General features: G+C 70.1%; 15 protein-coding genes. 5 read left to right on the top strand and 10 right to left on the bottom strand.

Translation table 11 applies throughout. The features are described 5' to 3' along the window. The 8 genes from E4A53_RS10950 to E4A53_RS10985 all read right to left on the bottom strand — a co-directional run. Window positions 1–1,499: PD-(D/E)XK nuclease family protein (locus E4A53_RS10950; protein WP_476712825.1), on the bottom strand; the 1,499-nt coding region annotated here is incomplete at its 3' end. Between the two features lie 116 nt (window positions 1,500–1,615). Continuing rightward, the gene (locus E4A53_RS10955) at window positions 1,616–2,377 is read right to left on the bottom strand and encodes a nucleotidyltransferase family protein (RefSeq protein WP_136163155.1); all 762 of its coding nucleotides are present in this window, start codon (window positions 2,375–2,377) and stop codon (window positions 1,616–1,618) included. Next, on the bottom strand, window positions 2,374–3,345 hold the full coding sequence (locus tag E4A53_RS10960; protein ID WP_136163156.1) for an aminoglycoside phosphotransferase family protein: 972 nt from the start codon (window positions 3,343–3,345) through the stop codon (window positions 2,374–2,376). Before E4A53_RS10960 ends, E4A53_RS10955 begins: the two co-directional genes overlap by 4 nt. Further along, window positions 3,342–3,785, bottom strand: a complete 444-nt coding sequence (tsaE, locus tag E4A53_RS10965; protein ID WP_136163157.1) for a tRNA (adenosine(37)-N6)-threonylcarbamoyltransferase complex ATPase subunit type 1 TsaE — start codon at window positions 3,783–3,785, stop codon at window positions 3,342–3,344. The genes E4A53_RS10960 and tsaE overlap by 4 nt, the downstream gene beginning before the upstream one ends. Next, window positions 3,782–6,130, bottom strand: coding sequence for a PAS domain-containing sensor histidine kinase (locus E4A53_RS10970; RefSeq protein ID WP_136163158.1), 2,349 nt, complete (start codon window positions 6,128–6,130; stop codon window positions 3,782–3,784). The genes tsaE and E4A53_RS10970 overlap by 4 nt, the downstream gene beginning before the upstream one ends. 69 nt (window positions 6,131–6,199) lie before the next feature. After that, complete coding sequence (locus tag E4A53_RS10975) at window positions 6,200–9,439, bottom strand: amidohydrolase family protein (RefSeq protein ID WP_136163214.1); 3,240 nt, start codon at window positions 9,437–9,439, stop codon at window positions 6,200–6,202. Window positions 9,440–9,905: 466 nt separating this feature from the next. Beyond that, complete coding sequence (ahcY, locus tag E4A53_RS10980) at window positions 9,906–11,315, bottom strand: adenosylhomocysteinase (RefSeq protein WP_136163159.1); 1,410 nt, start codon at window positions 11,313–11,315, stop codon at window positions 9,906–9,908. A 138-nt stretch (window positions 11,316–11,453) separates the two neighbouring features. Further along, window positions 11,454–12,014 (bottom strand): YqgE/AlgH family protein, encoded by a 561-nt coding sequence (locus E4A53_RS10985; RefSeq protein WP_136163160.1) that lies wholly within the window; start codon window positions 12,012–12,014, stop codon window positions 11,454–11,456. A gap of 140 nt (window positions 12,015–12,154) precedes the next feature. Here E4A53_RS10985 and E4A53_RS10990 point away from each other — a divergent pair, with 140 nt between their 5' ends. Both E4A53_RS10990 and E4A53_RS10995 read left to right on the top strand, forming a co-directional pair. Beyond that, window positions 12,155–12,637: a peroxiredoxin gene (locus E4A53_RS10990; protein ID WP_136163161.1), complete on the top strand. Its 483-nt coding sequence runs from the start codon at window positions 12,155–12,157 to the stop codon at window positions 12,635–12,637. Between the two features lie 220 nt (window positions 12,638–12,857). Next, entirely contained in the window at window positions 12,858–13,166 is a 309-nt protein-coding gene (locus E4A53_RS10995) for a hypothetical protein (protein WP_136163162.1), read from the top strand. 63 nt (window positions 13,167–13,229) lie between these two features. Here the strand turns inward: E4A53_RS10995 and E4A53_RS11000 are convergent, their stop codons facing one another. Beyond that, window positions 13,230–13,868 (bottom strand): hypothetical protein, encoded by a 639-nt coding sequence (locus E4A53_RS11000; RefSeq protein WP_136163163.1) that lies wholly within the window; start codon window positions 13,866–13,868, stop codon window positions 13,230–13,232. After that, complete coding sequence (locus E4A53_RS11005) at window positions 13,868–15,514, bottom strand: helicase HerA-like domain-containing protein (RefSeq protein ID WP_420822623.1); 1,647 nt, start codon at window positions 15,512–15,514, stop codon at window positions 13,868–13,870. The genes E4A53_RS11000 and E4A53_RS11005 overlap by 1 nt, the downstream gene beginning before the upstream one ends. A 220-nt stretch (window positions 15,515–15,734) precedes the next feature. Here E4A53_RS11005 and cysS point away from each other — a divergent pair, with 220 nt between their 5' ends. Genes cysS through E4A53_RS11020 form a run of 3 tightly spaced genes read left to right on the top strand, consistent with a single transcriptional unit; the run spans window position 15,735 to window position 19,676 of the window. Beyond that, on the top strand, window positions 15,735–17,255 hold the full coding sequence (gene cysS / locus E4A53_RS11010; RefSeq protein WP_136163165.1) for a cysteine--tRNA ligase: 1,521 nt from the start codon (window positions 15,735–15,737) through the stop codon (window positions 17,253–17,255). A 28-nt stretch (window positions 17,256–17,283) separates the two neighbouring features. After that, window positions 17,284–18,237 (top strand): D-2-hydroxyacid dehydrogenase, encoded by a 954-nt coding sequence (locus E4A53_RS11015; protein WP_136163166.1) that lies wholly within the window; start codon window positions 17,284–17,286, stop codon window positions 18,235–18,237. 5 nt (window positions 18,238–18,242) lie between these two features. Next, window positions 18,243–19,676 carry an aldehyde dehydrogenase family protein gene (locus E4A53_RS11020; protein ID WP_136163167.1) on the top strand — a complete coding sequence of 478 codons (1,434 nt, stop codon included), beginning with the start codon at window positions 18,243–18,245 and terminating at the stop codon, window positions 19,674–19,676. Window positions 19,677–19,775: the final 99 nt, after the last annotated feature.

Here is a 19,775-nt window from a genome sequence, read left to right on the forward strand (position 1 = left end):
GCCGCCGCCAGCGGTTCGAGCAGCGGGCGAATGTCTCGCCACACCGCCTCCGCCGGGGCGCGGTGGCGGCGCTCGCGCCGGTCGCCGGCGGCAAGGAAGGCGGTGATCCCGTCCAGCCCCGGCGGCGGGCGCGGCCCGCGCAGCGCCCGGTCGAGCAGCCGGATCGCGTCGAGCCAGGCCAGCCGTTCCGCCCCCTGGCGGACCAGCGGATGCTTGAGCAGGGTCAGCAGCGCGACCGGCGCGAAATCCTCCGCCGCCGCCTCGGCCAGCGCGGTCAGCAGCGTGCCGGGCGGCAGGACGGACAGCGGCTGGCCGGCGCTGTCGTCCGCCGCGATTCCCCAGCGGCGCAGATGCGCGGAGACCCGCGTCGCCAGCGCCCGGTCCGGGGTGACCAGCGCGGCGGTCCGCCCCGGCTCCTCCACCGCGCGGCGCAGCGCGATGGCGATCGCCTGCGCCTCCTCCGCCGGCGTCGCCAGTTCAAGCGCGGTCACCCCGGCCAGGCTGCGCTGATCCGCGCCGAGCGCCGCCCAGTTCGCGGTGCTGTCCGGCGGCGCCAGCGCGTTGGAAATCGCCCGGCTGCGCGCCGCCGGCGCATCATGCCCGCCGCCCCAGCGCCAGCGCTCGACCTCGGCGCGGTTGATCCCCATCCGTTCGAGCAGCAGCTTCAGGTGGAATTGCGGGTGAGTCTCGATCGGCCGGGGCGAAAGGCCGGTGACCGGGTCCGGCTGATGCGGGCCGATCGCCTGCCAGTCCGCCTCCGGCATTGCCTGGTCCAGCCCGGCGAACACCACCATCCCGCCCGGCATCCACGCGACGACGCGCAACAGCCCGGCGACGGCGGGCGCGCTGGTCGCGATCCCGGCGGCGACGACGAAGCCACCGGCGGCGCCCTCTGCCGCCCAGCGCGCCGCGACCCGGTCGAGCAGCCGGTTGCGCCGCTCCGCCAGGTCGATCCGTCCGGCTTCCGCCAGTTCGCGCGGCCACAGGTCGAGGATGACCCGAAGCTGGTCGAGCGACAGTTGCCAATGGGCGGAAAGCTCGGCGGCGACGGGCAAGTCGCGCAGCCGGTGCGGCGCCACCCGCTCGACATGCAACTGGTCGAGGGTGCGGCCGAGTTCGTCGGCAAGGCGCAGCGCCTCCGCCGCGTCGATCGGCTGGCCGGCCCGCCGCCGTTCCGCCTGCACCAGCCGCGCCAACCGCATCCGCCGCGCCATCGGCGCGATGGCGGGCGGCAGCGGCTCAGCATCGATCGGGTCGAGCGCGCTGCCCAGATGTTCGTCCAGTTCCGGGTCGCCGACCGGCACCAGCCGGGGCAGCAGCAGCCCGCCACCGGCGCGGCGGACGAACGCATCGGTCACCGCCCGCACCGCGCGGTTGGTCGGCAGCAGCACCACCCCGCGCGCCAGCGCCATCCGATCGGGAAACCGCGCCAGCAGCCCGGCGGTCAATGCGTCCGAAAAGGCGCGATGGGGCGGTATGGTGAAAGCGGCAGGCGACACGAGTGCAGCCTAGACCCTGACCCGTTCGGATTGAAGCATCATCGCGCCGCGCCCCGCGGATGGATCGCCGCGGCGCCCCGCAGGGCACCTCGCGATGACGGTGGCGGCTGTAATGCCTAGCGGTTGGCCAGCATCGCCTCGGTCTTGCGGATCGCCGGCGGGGTACCGACGTCGAACCACAGGCCCTGGTGGACGAAGCCGAACGCGCGCCCCCCGGCGATCGCCCGGTCCCACAGCAGGTTGGTCGAAAACGGGCCGTCCGGCGCATCGGCGAACAGGCGGTGGGAAATCAGCTGGATGCCGGTGAACACGAACGGCGCGACCTTGCCGGGCCGCCGCCGGCTGATCCGCCCGGCCGGGTCCATGTGGAAATCGCCGACGCCGACATGGCAATGGGCGCGGGCCAGCGGCACCAGCAGCAGCAGCGCGTCCATCCGCGCATCGTCCCACTGCGCCGCCAGCATCCGCAGCGTGTCGCTCGGCCCATCGACCCACAGATTGTCGCTGTTGACCGACAGGATCGGGTCTTCCGGCAGCAGCGGCAGCGCCTTCTTCAGCCCGCCGCCGGTTTCAAGCAACTGTTCGCGTTCGTCGGAAAAGACGACATCTATCCCTTTGACTCTGTTGCGGATATGCGCCTCCAGCGCATCCGCCAGATAGTGGACGTTGACCACCACCCGCGCGACCCCGGCGGCGCGCAGCCGGTCGAGCGTGTGGTCGAGCAGGGTCCTGCCGGCAACGCTGACCAGCGGCTTCGGCCGGGTCGCGGTCAGCGGCCGCATCCGCTTGCCAAGGCCGGCGGCGAGCACCATCGCGGTGCCGAGCGGCGGGCCGCCGGGGTCCGGGCGCAGGGCGAGCGGCTTGCGGGTCCGGCTCATGCCAATGCCCCCCGCTTTGCCGCCGGGATATTGGCGTCGAACCACGCCTTGACCGGCGCCAGCGCCGGGTGGGCAAGGTCACGTTCCAGATAGGCCCAGACGCGTGGCAGATAGGCGAGATAGCGGCGCTTGCCGTCGCGCTTCGCCAGCCGGGCGAAGATGCCGACGATCTTGGCGTTGCGCTGGGCGCCGAGCAGCGCATAGGCCGCGTCGAAACCCGGCGCCGGATCGGCGGCGGCGCGGTAGCGGGCGAGCATCTCCGCCTCCAGCGTCTCCGGCACGTCGCGGCGCGCGTCCTGCAACAACGAGACGAGGTCGTAGGCCGGGTGCCCGGCCAGCGCATCCTGGAAGTCGAGCAGGCCGAGCGCGGCAAGACCCTCGCGCCCTTCGATCAGCATGATATTCTCCGCATGATAATCGCGCAGCACCGTCACCCCCTGCCCGCTCTTGCCGTAGAGCGGGGCGAGCACCGCATCCCACGCCGCGTCGTAACCGGCACCGTCCACCGCCAGCCCGGCGGCGGGGGTGAACCATTCGGGCAGCAGCCGCGCCTCGCGCAGATATTCGCTGCGGTCATAGGGCGGCAGGTCCGCGGCATGGTGGCGGTGAAGGGCAACGAGCAGGTCGACCGCCGCCGCGTAGATCGCCCGCTCGCGCTCCGGTGCCGCATCGACCACCTCGCGCATCCGCGCGTCGCCGAAATCCTCGATCAGCACCAGCCCGGCGTCGAGATCGGCGGCCAGCGCGCGCGGCGCCGAAAAGCCGAGCGCGTCGAGGTGCTTCGCCACCTTCAGGAACGGGCGCGGGTCCTCATGCGGCGGCGGCGCGTCCATCAGCACGGCGCTGCGCCGGGCATCGACGACACGGAAATAGCGGCGGAAACTGGCGTCGCCGGCCAGCGGCAGGACGCGAGCGTCCGGCCAGCCGGCAGTGGCGAGGAAGTCAGCCGCGCCGGAGGGGGGAATCATTGTGGCGGCCATCGCTCTTCCCATGGCGCCGGGACCGTCGCTGTCAAGCGCCTGCACCCGTCGCCCTGCGGTTCGATCGCCAGAATCAACGCCTCCGGCCACAGCCGCGCGCCCATCCGTTCCGGCCATTCGACCAGCAGCGCGCCGTCGGCCAGCGCATCGTCCAGCCCCAGTTCCTCGGCGTCCTCCGGCCCGTCGAGCCGGTACAGGTCGACATGGCAGACCGGCAGCCGCACCGCCGGCGGGTCGTAAGGCTGGACGATCGCGAAGGTCGGGCTCGGCGCCTCCCCTTCCAGCCCCAGCGCGACGAGGATCGAGCGCGCCAGCGTCGTCTTGCCGGCGCCCAGCGGGCCCTGCAGCGCGACGACATCGCCGGGCCGCAGGCGGGCGGCGATCGCGGCGCCCAGCCGGGCGCTGGCGGCCTCGTCGGCCAGGATCATCGCGGCAGCCGGATGGTGACGGCGGTGCCCTGGCCGGGTTCGGACACCAGATCGATCGTGCCGCCATGCGCCTCCACGAACTGGCGGGCGAGCGGCAGGCCAAGGCCGAGCGAGGTGCTTTCCTCCCGCGCGTCGCCGACGCGGCTGAACCGGTCGAACGCGCGCGCCTGCTGGCCGGCATCCATTCCCGGCCCGTCGTCGGACACGACCAGCCGCGCCGCCCCCGCATCGCCGTCGCCGTACAGCAGCACGCGGCCCCGCTCCGGCGTGTAGCGGATCGCGTTGCGCAGCAGATTGTCCAGCGCCTGCCGCAGCCGCCGGGCATCGCCCTGCACGCCGCCGAGCGACGGTTCCACCCGCAGCTCGAAATCGATCGCCTTCTCCGCCGCCGCCGCGCGCATCCCTTCGGCCGCGTCGGCCGCCAGCCGGGCCAGGTCGACCGGGTGGCGCTCGATCGGCAGGCCGCCCGCCGCGCTGTGGGTCAGGTCCAGCACATCGTCGATCAGCGCGCCCAGCCGCCCGACCGATTCGAGGATCGCGGCGACATAATCCTTCGCGGTCGGTTCCAGCGGCCCGGCATAGCCGCCGGCCAGCATCTCGGCGAAACCGCCGATCGAGGTCAGCGGCGTGCGCAGCTCGTAACTCATATTGGCGACGAAGGCGGTCTTGATCCTATCCGCCGCCTCCAGCGCCTGGTTGCGGTCGCGCAGCACGCTTTCGATCCGCCGGCTGTCGGTGATGTCGAGCATGGTGAACAGCGCGTTGCCGTCGGGCAGCGGTACCGTCGCGAACTCGAAATGCCGGCCGTTGTTCAGCGCGATGCGGCCGCTGCGCTGCTTGCGCTCGACCGTGGCGATGCGGACCAGTTCACGGATCAGCGCGCCGCGCGCCGGGTTGGTCAGCATCCGCCCGACCGCTTCGGCCAGCTGGTCGACGCGCGGGTGCGCGGCCAACATCGCCTCCTCAAACCCCCAGATCTCGCGGAAACGGTTGTTCCAGATCTGCAACCGGCCATCGGCGGCGAACACCGCCACCGCCTCGAACAGATTGTCGAACGTTGCGGTGCGGACCTGGAGCAGCGTGTCGCGCGCGCTGGACAGCGCGACCTCCTCGGTGCGGTCCTCGAAGATGATCAGCAGCCCGCCGTCGGGCAATGGCTGGGCGACGACGCGCAGGTGGACGCCGCCGGCCAGTATCCAGCTTTCCTCATGCGCCGCCGCATCGGTGAACCAGGCGCGGCGCTCGTCGCGCCACTGGCGGAAATCGCGGACCTCGGGCAGCCGCCCGGCCTCGCGCATCCGGTCGAGCACCCGGTCGAACTCCGGCCGGTCGGCCAGCCACTCGTTGCGCATCGCGAACAGGCGGCGGAACGGCTGGTTGGAAAAGCTGAGGCTGCGGTCCGGCCCGAACTGGGCGACGCCGGCCGACAGCCGGTCGAGCATGTCGCGCTGCGCGTCGACGAAGCGGCGGAACGCCATCCGCGCCTGTTCCAGCTCGTTGACGTCGATCGCGAAGCCGGCGACCCCGGCGTCGCCCAGCGGCACGTCGACCACCTGCAGCATGCGCCGCGCGCCGCCGATCGTCGCCGGCACCATCCGGCTGATCGGCTCGCCGGCATCGCGGGCGGCGGCGGCCATCGCCAGCGGCCCGCGCCCGCCCGCCGTCTCGACCAGTTCCAGCCCACGGCGGATCGCGTCGGCCGCCGTCTCCGCCTCCACCGCCTTCACATAGGCGGTGTTGACCAGGGTCAGCCGCAGGTCGGGGCCACGGTGCCACATCGGGATCGGCGCCGCCTCGATCACGCCGGACAGCGCCTCGAACGCGCGGCCGAGCCGCTTCGCCTCCTCGCCCAGCCGGCCGATCTCCGCCTGGCTTTCGGTCGCGTCGAAGAACCAGACGATCACGCCACCCGGCGTCTCCAGCCCCGGCGCGGTCGGCGCGCCGCGCAGCAGCAACGTGCGCGACGATCCCTGCGCCCGCGCCGCGCGGGTGAACGGCTTGCCGGATTTCTGGGCAGCGGCGACATCGCGGGCCAGCCCGGCGGCATCGTCGGCGGTCAGCCCACCGCCGTCCCCGGCCAGATCGGCCAGATAGGCCGGCATCCGCGCCAGCCCCAGCCAGTCGCCCAGCCGTGGCGGCGCCTCGATCCTGCCATCGCCGCGCACGATCAGCGGCAGCGCCGGCGCCGAATCGAGCAGCGCCGCGAAGCGTTCCGCCCGGCTGGCGGTATCGCGGGCGTCGAGCCGCATCCTGAGGCCGGTCATCACCGCCCAGCCCGCCGCCGCCAGCCACAGGGCAAGCACGACGCCGGCAAGCAGCGCGATCGTGGGGGAAAGGCCAGTCATGCGGCGGCCTGTCTAGTGCCCTGCCGGGCGTTCGGGCAAGCGCGCCCGCCGCCCCGCCCGGCCGGGCGTTCAGTCGACGTCGCGGGCAACCGGCCGGGCGACGGCGGCGGCGCCGCCGGCCGCGCCCGTTTCCCACCAATAGGGCAGTCGCCGGAAACTGCCGGTGCCGACCTCGTTCATCGTCGCCGAATCGTAGAGGCGGCCGCCCAGCATCACCCGGCTGATCTTGTCCGAATTGCGGATGTCCGCGGTCGGGTCCGCGTCCAGCACGACCAGATCGGCCAGCTTGCCAGGCTCCAGCGAGCCGATGTCCTTCTGGTAGCCCAGCGAGCGCGCGGATTCGATCGTCCCCGCCCGCAATGCCTCGATCGGGGTCATGCCGCCACGGACGAACGACCACAACTCCCAGTGCGAGCCGATGCCCGCCTCCTGCCCATGCGCGCCGATCGACACCGCGACGCCCTTCAGCGCCAGCTTGTGCGCCTCGCGCGCATTGATCCGGTCGGCATAATCCTCCTCCGGCGCGATCACCCGGCGGACGTTGGTGGGGTTCAGGATCGAGGGCGGCTCGTGCCGGGTCAGCAGCGGATGCGTCCAAACGTCGGTATGCGCGCGCCAATAGGGGTCGCCCGCCGGCCCGCCGAAGGTGACGATCAGCGTCGGGCTGTAGGCGACCTTGCTCTGCGCGAACAGCGAGACGACGTCGTCGTACAGCACGCTCTGCGGAAAATTATGCTCCAGCTTGGTGTTTCCGTCGACGATATGGGTGATGTCGAGGTTGAACAACGATCCGCCCTCGACCAGCGACATCATCCCTTCCTCGCGCGCGGCCGCCAGAATCTGCTGGCGCTGGTCGCGGCGCGGCTGGTTGTAGTTCTTGATGCTGTGGCCACCCTGCTGCTTCGGCCGGCGAACGTGGGCGCGGGCGTCGTCCAGGCTGTCGATCCGCGCGTAATAGCCCGGCGCCTTGGCACCGTAGATCGGCTCGCCGGTCGAAAAGATACGCGGCGCAAGGTTCATCCCGGCCCGTTGCAGTTCCGACGCGGCAAAGATCTCCTCCGTGCTCGACGACGGATTGTGGATCGTCGTCGTGCCCAGCGCCAGGTTGACGACGGAGGACCAGCTCTGCTGCGGCACCAGCCCGCCTTCGCCCTGCGGGCCATGGGCATGGGCGTCGACCAGGCCGGGAATGATCGTCTTGCCGGCCATGTCCAGCACCCTGGCACCGGCCGGGATGGAGACCTCGCCCCGCCGGCCGACCGCCGCGATCCGGTCGCCGGCAATGACGACGACGCCGTCGTCGATGATGCCGCCGTCTGCGGTGGCCATCGTCACCAGCCGGGCGCCGGTCAAGGCGACCGTGCCGGTCGGCTTCGCGGCGGTGACCGTGCGGGCGAGCGACACGCCGCTGGTCGGCGGCGTGAATTTCGACGCAGGCTCGACCGGAAAAAGCTGGGCGACCGGCGCGGCGTAGACGGTGGGGCCAAGGCTCCAATGCAGCGTCGCGCCGCCATTGGCCCAGCCCAGATAGGTCGCGCCGCCCGTGCTCACCTTGGTGACCGGCAGGCCGTCGCCCCGCGCCATCGCGCCGACGTCCTGGTTACCGGGCAGCAGCGGCATGACGAACGCGTCGTAATTCTCGCGGAACGCGACATAGTCGCCGGCCGGGGAGACTGCGAAGGCGTTGACCATCTCGCCCTTGGCATGCGCGCGCTTCGCCCCGCCGTTCAGGTCGGTGCTGACCAGGGTCAGGCCGCCGGCGCCGCGCTCGACCATGAACAGCCGGTCGTTATCCGCACCGAACTGCGGTTCGCCGCCGCCCTTTCGGACCAGTTCGGGCGCGCCGCCCGTGGCGGCCACCTTGTAGATGCCCGGTTCCAGCTCCCAGTTCGGGGTGGTCAACCCCTCGCTCCTGCGCCCCTCGAACGCGATGATCCGCCCGTCGGGCGAGAAGCGCGGCACCGCGTAGTGGCCGGGGCGGCTGGTGATGGCGCGGCCAGCCCCGCCGCCGGCGGCGACGACCTTGACCTGCCCGGCGCCGGCGTCGGTCCATTCGACGTACACCACCTGCCGCCCGTCGCGCGACCAGGACGGCCACAGCTCCAGCCCGGCGCCGCTGGTCAGCCGCCGCGGCGTGCCCGCCGCCATGTCCTTCACGTACAGCTTGCCCAGGCTTTCGAAAACGACCTGCCGCCCGTCCGGCGACACCGCCGCCCAGCGCGGCATTCGGGTCTCGAATGTGGCCGGGGCGATCTCCGTCTGCGGCTGCGGCGGGTCGATCAGCCCACGCGTGTCGGCGACATGGAACGGGATCTCCCGCGCATTGCCGCCGTCTGCGTCGACCCGGCGGATCTTGCCGCCGGCCCAGAACACGATGCTGCGCGAATCCGACGTCCACGCCATGTTCGGGTAGACGCCCTGCACCGCCCAGGTTTCCTGCATGTCCTGGTCAAGCGCGTCATAGATCTTGCGTTCCTCGCCGCTGGCCAGGTCCTTCACGTACAGCTTCGACTTCGCCCGCTCGCGCCTGACGAAGGCCAGCTTCTTCCCGTCCGGCGACGGTGCCGGGCGAACGGCGCCGCCAGGGCCGTCCGCCACCGTCTCGGTCTCTCCGCTGTCCAGGGAATAGCGCTCGATCGCGAACAGGCCGGTGTTGGAATCCTGCGCATATTCGAAGATCGGACCGGGGGTGACATTGCGGGTGAAATAGACGTGCTTGCCGTCCGGCGCGAAGGTCGGCTCGCCCAGCTCCTTCTGGTGCTGTTCGCTCGGCCGCTTGACCAGCAGCACGCCGCCACCGCCCGCGACATGGTAGAGCCAGACCTCGCCGGTTCCGAGCGAGCGCCCGGTGGTGAAATGCTTCTTGGCGACGATGAAGCGGCCGTCCGGGCTCCAGCTCGGCTGGTTGAGCAGCCTGAATTCTTCCTTGGTGAGCTGGCGCTTGTCCGATCCGTCGACATTCATCGTCCAGACGTTGTCGCCCCCGCCCCGGTCGGAAACAAAGGCGATCCGCTTGCCGTCCGGCGAGAAGCGCGGCTGAGTCTCGAACGCCAGCCCCTCGGCGATCCGCGTCGCCGTCCCGCCGCCGATCGGCATGGTGTAGATGTCGCCGAGCAGGACGAAGGCGATCGTCCGCCCGTCCGGGCTGACGTCGATGTCCATCCACGTCCCCTCGGTGGTGTCGATCGGCACCTGGCGGATGGTCTGCCCCGGCGGCGCGTTGACGTCCCACGCCGGTTTCGTCTCCTGCGCGGATGCCGCCGAAATCCCCAGCACCGTCGCCAGCACCGCCGTCACCGCATTCCGCATCGTCAATCCCCCGCGCTCGATAGGCAGCCGGCAACAAGCCGGGTTCCACCGCCCCCGTCAATCCGCCACACAGAAAAACGCGGCCGAACGCCCGCGGCTACAACAACCGCACCGCCCCTCTTCTCCTCCACCCATCCCGAGCGCAATCGAGGCACCTGCCGACCCGAACATCCTGCGTCCCTCGACTACGCTCGGGATGGACGGGTGGGGAAAGCCACCAGGGCTCATGGGCCGCCGCGCCAAAGACACGCACGCGCCACCCCAGCACCCCTCGCCCCACCATACTCCCTTTCCAACACCCCACACCGTCCCTCCCGAGCGTAGTCGAGGGACGCAGCGTGCCCAGGTGGACAGTCTCACTACGCACGGGATGAACGGGCGGGGAAAGCCTGCATGGTCCCGCAACGAAAACGGGCGCGCCTACCCGGATGGCAGGCGCGCCCGTTTCTCTGGCGGTCGCTTGAGCTCAGTAGCGGTAGTGGTCCGGCTTGAACGGCCCCTCGACCGGCACGCCGATATAGTCTGCCTGCTTCTTGCTCAGCTTGGACAGCTTGACGCCCAGCTTCTCCAGGTGGAGCGCCGCGACCTTCTCGTCGAGGTGCTTGGGCAGGACGTAGACCTCGTTCTTGTACTGGTCGCCCTTGGTCCACAGCTCGATCTGCGCCAGCACCTGGTTGGTGAAGCTGGACGACATGACGAAGCTCGGGTGGCCGGTGGCGCAGCCGAGGTTCACCAGCCGCCCCTTGGCGAGGATGATCAGCTTCTTGCCGTCGGGGAACTCGACCAGGTCGACCTGCGGCTTGATCTCGTCCCACTTCATGTTGGCGAGGCCGCCGATCTGGATCTCGCTGTCGAAATGGCCGATGTTGCAGACGATCGCGTGGTCCTTCATCGCCCGCATATGGTCGACGGTGATGACGTCGGCATTGCCGGTCGCGGTCACGAAGATGTCGGCGCGGGTCGCCGCTTCCTCCATCGTCACCACTTCATAGCCTTCCATCGCCGCCTGCAGCGCGCAGATCGGGTCGACTTCGGTGACCAGCACCCGGGCGCCGCCCTGGCGCAGCGACGCGGCCGATCCCTTGCCGACATCGCCGAAGCCGGCGACGCAGGCGATCTTGCCGGACAGCATCACGTCGGTGGCGCGGCGGATCGCGTCGACCAGGCTTTCGCGGCAGCCGTAGAGATTGTCGAACTTCGACTTGGTGACGCTGTCGTTGACGTTGATCGCCGGGAACGGCAGCAGCCCCTTCTTGGCGATCTCATAGAGCCGGTGGACGCCGGTGGTCGTCTCTTCCGACACGCCCTTGATCGCCTTGACGGTGGCGGTCAGGTAACCCGGCTTGCGAGCGATGAATTCCTTCAGCGCGCGCTGGAATTCGACTTCCTCGTCATTTTCCGGCGCCGGCATGGTCTCGCCCGCCTCGATCCGCGCGCCCCACAGCGCGAACATCGTCGCGTCGCCGCCATCGTCGAGGATCATGTTGCTGGGCGTATCGCCCCAGTCGAAAATGCGCTGGACGTAATCCCAATATTCGCCAAGCGTCTCGCCCTTGATCGCGAACACCGGGTTGCCGCCGGCGGCGATGGCGGCGGCGGCGTGGTCCTGGGTCGAAAAGATGTTGCACGATGCCCAGCGCACCTCGGCGCCGAGCGCGGTCAGCGTCTCGATCAGCACCGCCGTCTGGATGGTCATGTGCAGCGAACCGGTGATGCGCGCGCCCTTCAGCGGCTGGGCCGCGCCATATTCGGCGCGCAGTGCCATCAGGCCCGGCATCTCGGTTTCGGCGATGGCGATTTCCTTGCGGCCGAAATCGGCGAGGTTGATGTCCTTGACGACATAGTCGTCGAACGATGCGGCGGGAGCAGTGGCCACTTGCGATCTCCTTGGAACGATGAACCGCAACAAGGCGGCCGTTGGCGCGCCCCTTAGCGGCGCCCGCTGGTCAAGGCAAATATAAAGATATCCTTATATGTGTCCCGCGATGAGCCGCGGCACGGCGAATCGCGCGGCTCAGGCCGTTCCCGCTTGCGGCGCCAGCATCGCGCTGTTGATCCCGGCGGTGCGGAAGGCGGCGCGCCAGCGCGCGTCGACCGGCGTGTCGAACAGCAGCCGGTCGCTGGCCTCGGTCGTGAACCAGCCGTGGCGGGTCAGTTCCCCCTCAAGCTGCCCCGGCGACCAGCCGGCATAGCCGAGCGCGACCAGCCAGCGCGCCGGCCCCTGCCCTTCCGCGATCGCGCGCAACACGTCGATCGTGCCGGTCAGCGCCCAGCGCCCGTCGACGTCGATGGTATCGTCGCCGGACCAGTCGGCGGAATGGAGGACGAAGCCGCGCTGCGGTTCCACCGGGCCGCCGACATGGACCGGGCAGTTGGGCGCCAGCCCCACCTCTATGTCGAACCCGCCGAGCAGGTCGTGGAAGCCGACGCGCGGCGCCAGCCGGCCGATGCCGATGCCCAGCGCCCCGTCCTCGCCATGGGCGCACAGCGCGATCACGGCGCGCTCGAAGCGCGGGTCGCCGATCCCCGGCATGGCGAGCAGCAGTTGCCCGCACAGCGATGTCGCCTGTTCCATCCCCCCTCCATAGCCGCATCGGCGCGCCGCCGTCATGCCCCGTGGCGGAATTTCGCCACGCCGCCGCGCCATCCCGCTTGACGCGGGCGCCCCGCCGCCCGACCTAGGGGCATGTTAATATTCACGGCATGGAGGCGAAGATGACGATCAAGACCGGCGACCGGCTACCCAAGACCAATTTCGTGACCCCCGGCGAATCGGGCCTCGAACAGGTCGATTCGGACGAATTCTTCAAAGGCCGCAAGGTCGCGCTGTTCTCCGTCCCCGGCGCCTTCACGCCGACCTGCTCGGCCCGCCACCTGCCCGGCTATGTCGACAAGGCGGCGGAGTTGAAGGCCAAGGGCGTCGACGAGATCGCCTGCACCGCGGTCAACGACGCCTTCGTCCTCGGCGCGTGGAGCAAGAGCGCCGAAGCCGACGGCAAGGTGACGATGCTCGCCGACGGCAACGGCGCTTTCGCCAAGGCGGTCGGGCTCGAAATGGACGGCAGCAAGTTCGGCCTCGGCACGCGCGGCCAGCGCTATTCGATGATCGTCGACGACGGCGTCGTCACCAGCCTGAACGTCGAGGAAGGCGGCGACTTCAAGGTCAGCTCCGCCGAGTACATGCTCGACCAGCTCTAAGGCGCGCCTCCCCGTTCACCCCCCGTCATCCCGGCGAAGCGTGTACCCGCACGCGGCGCCGGAGATGCCGGCTTCCCGCCGGCATGACGGGGTACGGGCACACGCCCCGCCGCCCTCCGAAAACCAAAAACCCCCGCCGCGCCTCTTTTCGTCGCAGCGGCGGGAAAGATACGCGCTCTCGCGGGTTCAAGCAGAGACCAGACCAGCGAGGAGCGATCCGATGACCGAAGACCCGATTCTGCCCGCCGCCACCCCGATCGATTCGACGATGCTCGACGATGCCGAGACGGCGGTCGAGGATACAGCCCACACCCTGCGCGAGCGCGCCGGCGAGTTGCGCGCCGACCTGCGCGACAAGGCGGAGAGCCTGTGGCAAAGCGGCGTCGAATTCGCCCGCGAGCGCCCCTACGCGGCCGCCGCGGTGGTCGGCGGCGTCGCGGCGACGGCCGCCGCCGCCGTCTATGGCGGCAGCAAGCTCGCCGCCCGCCGCGCCGGCGACACGCCCGACGAAACACCGCAGGCGTCCTGACCGTCCCCTGCCGCCGGGGGCGATTCAGCGTGACTGGATCGGCTACGGCGCCGGGTGCGGCCGCTATTCCACTCCGCGCCGGAAGCGGATGGTGCGGTCGTGGCGGGTCAGCACCAGTTCGCTCCCTTCGACGGCCAGCGGCTCATCGCGGAAATCGGCCTTGCCGACGTCGTTGGCCTCGAAGTGGAAGACGATCCGCCGGCCGCCCGGCTTGACCGCATAAGGCACGTAGGGCGCGGCGTAGACCGGCAGGTCGGGGACGATTGCCTCGACCGTCTGGCCCGTCGGCACCGGCACCCGCCCATCCTCGTCCGCCTCGACATAGTGCACCTTCGGGTCGCCGGCATAACGAACCGCCAGTGTCAGCGTGAACTCGCCGAGGGCGTCCGGCTCGTCGAGGCTGGCATAGAGCGCGCCGTCGCCCGACACCGTGTCGCTGACCGCGACAAAGCGCGGCGGCACCACCGCCGGCTCGGTGGTCAGCAGCACCACGCCGTCCTTCTCACGCCAGCGCCCCTCCGCCTGCTCATCGAGCGCGCCGTAGCTGAGGCCGTAACGAAACTTGCCGTCGGCGCCCAGGATCAGCCCGGCCGCCATTTCCATCGCATCAGCGCTGTAGGTGCCGGCAAGCGGCGAGGACGCGGCGCTGGCGGCGGCGACCGGCGCGATCAGCAGCGGCCCGAACAGCAGCAGCGATCGCATCACCGCCCCTTGAACAGGCCGCCGAGCAGGCCGCGCACCAGCCCGCCGACCACGCTGCTGCCGGCGCCGCGCGTCGTTCCGAAAATCTGCTTCGACACCTGGTTGGCGACCTGCCGGCCAATCGCCGACGATGCCGACCGGGTGGCGGAGGTGATCGCCTTGTTGATCGGCGAATTGGCGGCGGCACGGTCCGCCTCGCGCTGCTGGCGGGCGGCTTCGCGCTCGGCGGCGACGCGGGCGCGTTCCGCTTCCTTCGCGGCGCGGGCATCCTCCTTGGCCTGGGCGGCGGCGGCCTTGTCAGCCTCGCTCTGCGCCTTGGCTTCGGCGGCGGCAGCGCTTGCTTCCTGCGCCTTGGCGCCCAGTATCTCCTCGGCCGATTCGCGGTCGACCGCGGTATCGTAACGGTCGCCGATCGCGTCGGTGGCGATCATCACCTTGCGCTCGTCCGGGCTGAGCGGGCCGACCCGCGAGCAGGGCGGCTTGATCAGCGTCCGTTCGACCGGGGACGGCGCGCCGTCGGGCAGCAGCAGCGACACCAGCGCCTCGCCGACCTTCAGCTCGGTGATGACGGTGGCGACGTCGACGCCGGGGTTGGCGCGGAACGTCGTCGCTGCGGCCTTGACCGCCGCCTGATCGCGCGGGGTGAACGCGCGCAGCGCGTGCTGGACGCGGTTGCCGAGCTGCCCGGCCACCGTATCGGGTATGTCGATCGGGTTCTGGGTGATGAAATAGATGCCGACGCCCTTCGAACGGATCAGCCGCACCACCTGCTCGATCTTCTCCAGCAGCCCCTTGGACGCATTGTCGAACAGCAAATGCGCCTCGTCGAAGAAGAACACCAGCACCGGCTTGTCCGGGTCGCCGATCTCGGGCAGGCTCTCGAACAGTTCCGACATCAGCCACAGCAGGAAGGTGGCGTACAGCTTCGGGCTGGCCATCAGCTTGTCGGCGGCCAGGATATTGACGATGCCGCGTCCCTTGTCGTCGCGCTGGATGAAATCGGCCATCGACAGCGCCGGCTCGCCGAAGAAGTGCTCGCCGCCCTGCGAACGAAGCTGGAGCAGCGCGCGCTGGATCGTGCCGATGCTCTGCTTCGACACATTGCCGTAGGTCGCGGTCAGCTCGTCCGCCCGCTCCGCGCAATGGACCAGCATCGCCTGCAGGTCGTCGAGGTCGAGGAGCAGCAGCCCTTCCTTGTCGGCGACGGTGAAGGCGATGGTCAGCACGCCTTCCTGCACCTCGTTCAGGTCCATCAGCCGGGCGAGCAGCAGCGGCCCCATTTCCGATATCGTCGTGCGGACCGGGTGGCCCTGTTCGCCGAACAGGTCCCAGAACTGCACCGGATTGTCGGCATAGGCCCAGTCGGCCAGCCCGATCTCGGCGGCGCGGGCGGAAAAGGGCGCATGGGTCTTGGCCGTCGCCGCCCCGGCCATCGCGATGCCGGACAAATCGCCCTTCACGTCGGCGACGAAGGTCGGCACCCCGGCGGCGGAAAAGCCCTCGATGATCCCCTGCAACGTCACCGTCTTGCCGGTGCCGGTGGCCCCGGCGATCAGCCCGTGGCGATTGGCTCGCTTGAAGTTCAAGATCTGCGGCTTGCCGCCGCCCGACCCGATATAGACGCCGCTGTCGTCCGCCACGCTGATCCTCCGCTTCACTGGGTCGCACCATTTAACCCGACGGCGCGGCCCGTCCATAGCGGAATGCGGCCCGGCCATAACGCCACGCAGCCCAGCCCGAATCCGCCCAGCCCAACCTCCCCGTCCATCCTGAGCGAAGTCGAAGGACCATCCCGAGCGCAGTCGAGGGACGCACCCAGCCCCAAACACTTGCCGCCGGCGAACGGACGCGGCATGGCGCTTCGCCATGACGACCACGGGCGCCCCCCTCCATCTGTTCAACAGCCTCAGCCGCGCAACAGAGCCGTTCGCGCCGATCGACCAGGGCATGGTCCGCATCTATAGCTGCGGGCCGACCGTCTATCACTATGCCCATCTCGGCAATCTGCGCGCCTATGTGTTCACCGACACGCTGCGCCGGGTGCTCAACTGGAAGGGCTGGCCGGTCAACCACGTCATCAACATCACCGATGTCGGCCATCTGACCTCCGATGCCGACGCCGGCGACGACAAGATGGAGGCGGCGGCGAAGCGCGACGGCAAGTCGATCTGGGATATCGCCGCCTTCTACACCGACGCGTTCAAGGCCGATGTCGCCCGGCTCAACATCCGCCCGCCGACGCTGTGGTCGGTCGCCACCGACCATATCCAGGACATGATCGAATTCGGCAGCGCCATTGCCGACAAGCATTGCTACCAGCTTGCCAGCGGCCTGTATTTCGACAGCACCTCCGTGCCCGATTACGGCGCCCTCGCCGGCACCCGCCCGGACGAGACCGTCGGCCGCATTGCAGAGGTGGAGGGCAAGCGTCACGCCCCGGACTTCGCGATCTGGCGCGCCTCCGCCCCCGGCGAGAACCGGCAGATGGAGTGGCAATCACCCTGGGGCCCCGGCGCGCCGGGCTGGCACCTCGAATGTTCGGTGATGGCGCGCAAATATCTCGGCGACCGCTTCGACATCCACACCGGCGGCATCGACCACCGCGAGATCCACCACGTCAACGAGATCGCCCAGAACCAGGCGCATAGCGGCACCGCGCACAGCGGCGCCAACTGGTGGATGCACAACAACTTCCTGATCGACCGCGGCGGCAAGATGTCGAAGTCGAAGGGCGGCTTCGCGACCCTGCAATCGCTGGTCGATCGCGGCGTTCATCCCCTCGCCTACCGTTTGCTGTGCCTGACCGCCCATTATCGCGGCGAGCTTGAATTCACCGCCGAGACGATGGCGGCGGCGCTGACCCGGCTGAAGCGGCTGGTGCTGGCGGTCGGCAAGCTGCGCGAGGCGGCGACCGACACCGGCTGGCTGCGCGTGCTGGACGAGGCGGCGGCAGGCAAGGGCGCCTCCAGCGCCTGGCAGCGCGCGGCGATCGAGGCACCGCTCCCCGCCCCGGCGCGCGCGCTGCTCGACCGGTTCGACGCGGCGATCAGCGCCGATCTGATGACGCCGCAGGCGCTGCCGCTGCTTGACGAGGCGATCGGCCTGAAGGCGCTGTCCGCCGACGACCGGCTGCGGCTGGTCGCGACGATGGACCTGGTCCTCGGCCTGGCGCTGGTCACCACCGACCGCGCCGCCTTGCGCGTCCGCCCGGCGGGTGCCGCGCTGGACGAAGCGGCGGTCGAGGCGCGGATCGCCGAGCGCCGCGCCGCCCGCGCCGCGAAGGATTTCGCCGCATCAGACGCGCTGCGCGACGAACTGGCGGCGGCGGGAGTGGAGATCATGGACGGCGACCCGCTCGGCTGGGACTGGGCGGTTTCGCTGGATTGATCGTCCGGCGCGGGTCTACACTCGCGCCATGTCCACGCCCGTCGTCGCCGTCCTCCCCGCCCTCGCCCGCCCACTGATCGCCGACCATCTGCCGCCCGGCATCGCCGCCCATTGGTTCATGACCGCGGAGGAAGCGATCGCATTGGCCCCGTCGGCGGAGATCGGCTGGCTCGACATGGCGGACCGACACGCCACCGCCGCCGCTCTGGCGGCGGGCGAGCGGCTGAAATGGGTGTCGACGATCTATGCCGGGCTGGATGCGTTTCCGGTCGACCTGCTACGCCGGCGCGGCACGCTGGTCACCAACGGCACCGGGGTCAACGCCGTCGCGGTCGCCGAATATGCGGTGATGGGCATGCTCGCCGCCGCCAAGCGCTTTCCAGAGGTCGTCCGCGCGCAGGACCGGGGCGAATGGCTGTCCGACGCGCCGGGCAAGGTCGAGCTGTTCGGCAGCCGCGCGCTGATCCTCGGCTATGGCACCATCGGCCGCGCGATCGGCGAGCGGCTCAAGGCGTTCGGCGTTGATGTCACCGGCGTCCGCCGCACGCCCGAGGGCGAATCCGGCATCATCGGCCCCGATGCCTGGCGCGCCCGGCTCGGCAGCTTCGACTGGGTGGTGCTCGCCGCCCCGGCGACGGAGGAAACCCACCTTCTGCTCGGTGCTGACGAGATCGCGGCGATGAAGCCGGACGCCTGGCTGGTCAACATCGCACGCGGCAGCATCGTCGATCAGGACGCGCTGATCGCCGCGCTCGCCGCCCGGCGGATCGGCGGCGCCTTCCTCGACGTGACCGAGCCGGAGCCGCTGCCGGCGGACAGCCCGCTGTGGCGCTTGCCCAACTGCATCCTGACCATGCACCTGTCCGGCCGCGCCCAGACGCGGATGTTCCGGCTGGCGGCGGAGCTTTTCCTCGACAATCTCGTTCGTTACCAGCGCGGCGAACCGCTGCGCAATCAGGTCGATCTGGTGCGAGGCTATTGAACGCGATGGCAAGGCTGAAGGACGTCTATCCGCTCTATCTGGCCAACCGGCCGCAGCAGCCCAACGCCGATCTGGCGGTGACCGACAAATATACCGGAGAGGTCGCGTTCCACGTCGCCCAGGCCGATGCGGCGACGATCGACGCCGGCATCGCCGCCGCCGTCGCCGCCACGGAGCCGATGGCGCGGATGGCCAGCTACGAACGGCAGGCGGTGCTCCAGCACTGCGTCGCCCGCTTCACCGAGCGCGCCGACGAGTTGGCCTATGCGCTGTGCGTAGAGGCAGGCAAGCCGATCCGCGACAGCGAGGGGGAGGTCGGCCGGCTGATCGACACCTTCCGCATCGCCGCCGAGGAATCGACGCGGCTTTACGGCGAGGTCCAGCCGCTCGACATTTCGGCCCGCGCCAAAGGCTATCAGGGTATCTGGAAACGCGTGCCGATCGGCCCCTGCTCGTTCATCTCGCCGTTCAACTTCCCGCTCAACCTCGCCGCGCACAAGGTCGCGCCGGCGCTCGCCGTCGGCTGCCCGTTCGTGCTGAAACCGGCCAGCCGCACCCCGCTCGGCGCGCTGATTATCGGCGAAGTGCTGGCTGAGACGGATCTGCCCGAAGGTGCCTTCTCCATCCTCCCCGCCCACCGCGAGGGCGCTGATCTGTTCACCACCGATGATCGGCTGAAGCTGCTGTCCTTCACCGGCTCCCCCGCCGTCGGCTGGGATCTGAAGGCGCGCGCCGGCAAGAAGAAGGTGGTGCTGGAACTGGGCGGCAACGCGGCGGTGGTCGTCGATCGCGACGCCGACCTCGCCGATGCGGTCGAACGCACGCTGTTCGGCGCCTTCTATCAGTCCGGGCAAAGCTGCATCGGTGTCCAGCGCATCGTCGTCCATCGCGCGGTCTACGCCGATTTCCGCGACCGGCTGGTCGCCGCGGCAAAAAAGCTGGTCGCCGGCGACCCGAAGGACCGCGCCACCTTCGTCGGCCCGATGATCGACGAGAAGGAGGCGGCGCGCGTCGCCGACTGGATCGCAGAGGCGCGTGCCGGCGGCGCCACCCTGCTGTGCGGCGGCGAGCGCAAGGGCACGCTGCTCGACGCGACCCTGCTCGAAAACGTGCCGAAAAGCTGCGCCCTCTACCGTGAGGAAGCGTTCGGCCCGGTCGCCTGCCTCGAACCGTTCGACGGCTGGGACGAGGCGCTGGCCATCGTCAACGCCAGCCGCTTCGGCCTGCAGGCCGGGTTGTTCACCCGCGACCTGTTCCAGGCGCTCGACGCGTGGGACCGGCTCGACGTCGGCGGCGTCGTCGTCAATGACATCCCCAGCTACCGCGTCGATTCGATGCCCTATGGCGGGGTCAAGGATTCCGGCCTCGGCCGCGAAGGCATCCGCTTCGCGATGGAGGACATGACCGAGATCCGCAATCTCGTTATCCGACGGCGCTGAACGCCGAAACCGCCACAAAACGGGACAGTCCGATCCATTTGGTTCATTGAAGAATCGTAAATTACGTATTAACTTCCCTCGATTGGCTGGTTCACGTTC

Source organism: Sphingomonas flavalba (assembly GCF_004796535.1).
GTDB classification, from domain to species: Bacteria; Pseudomonadota; Alphaproteobacteria; order Sphingomonadales; family Sphingomonadaceae; genus Sphingomonas_L; species Sphingomonas_L flavalba.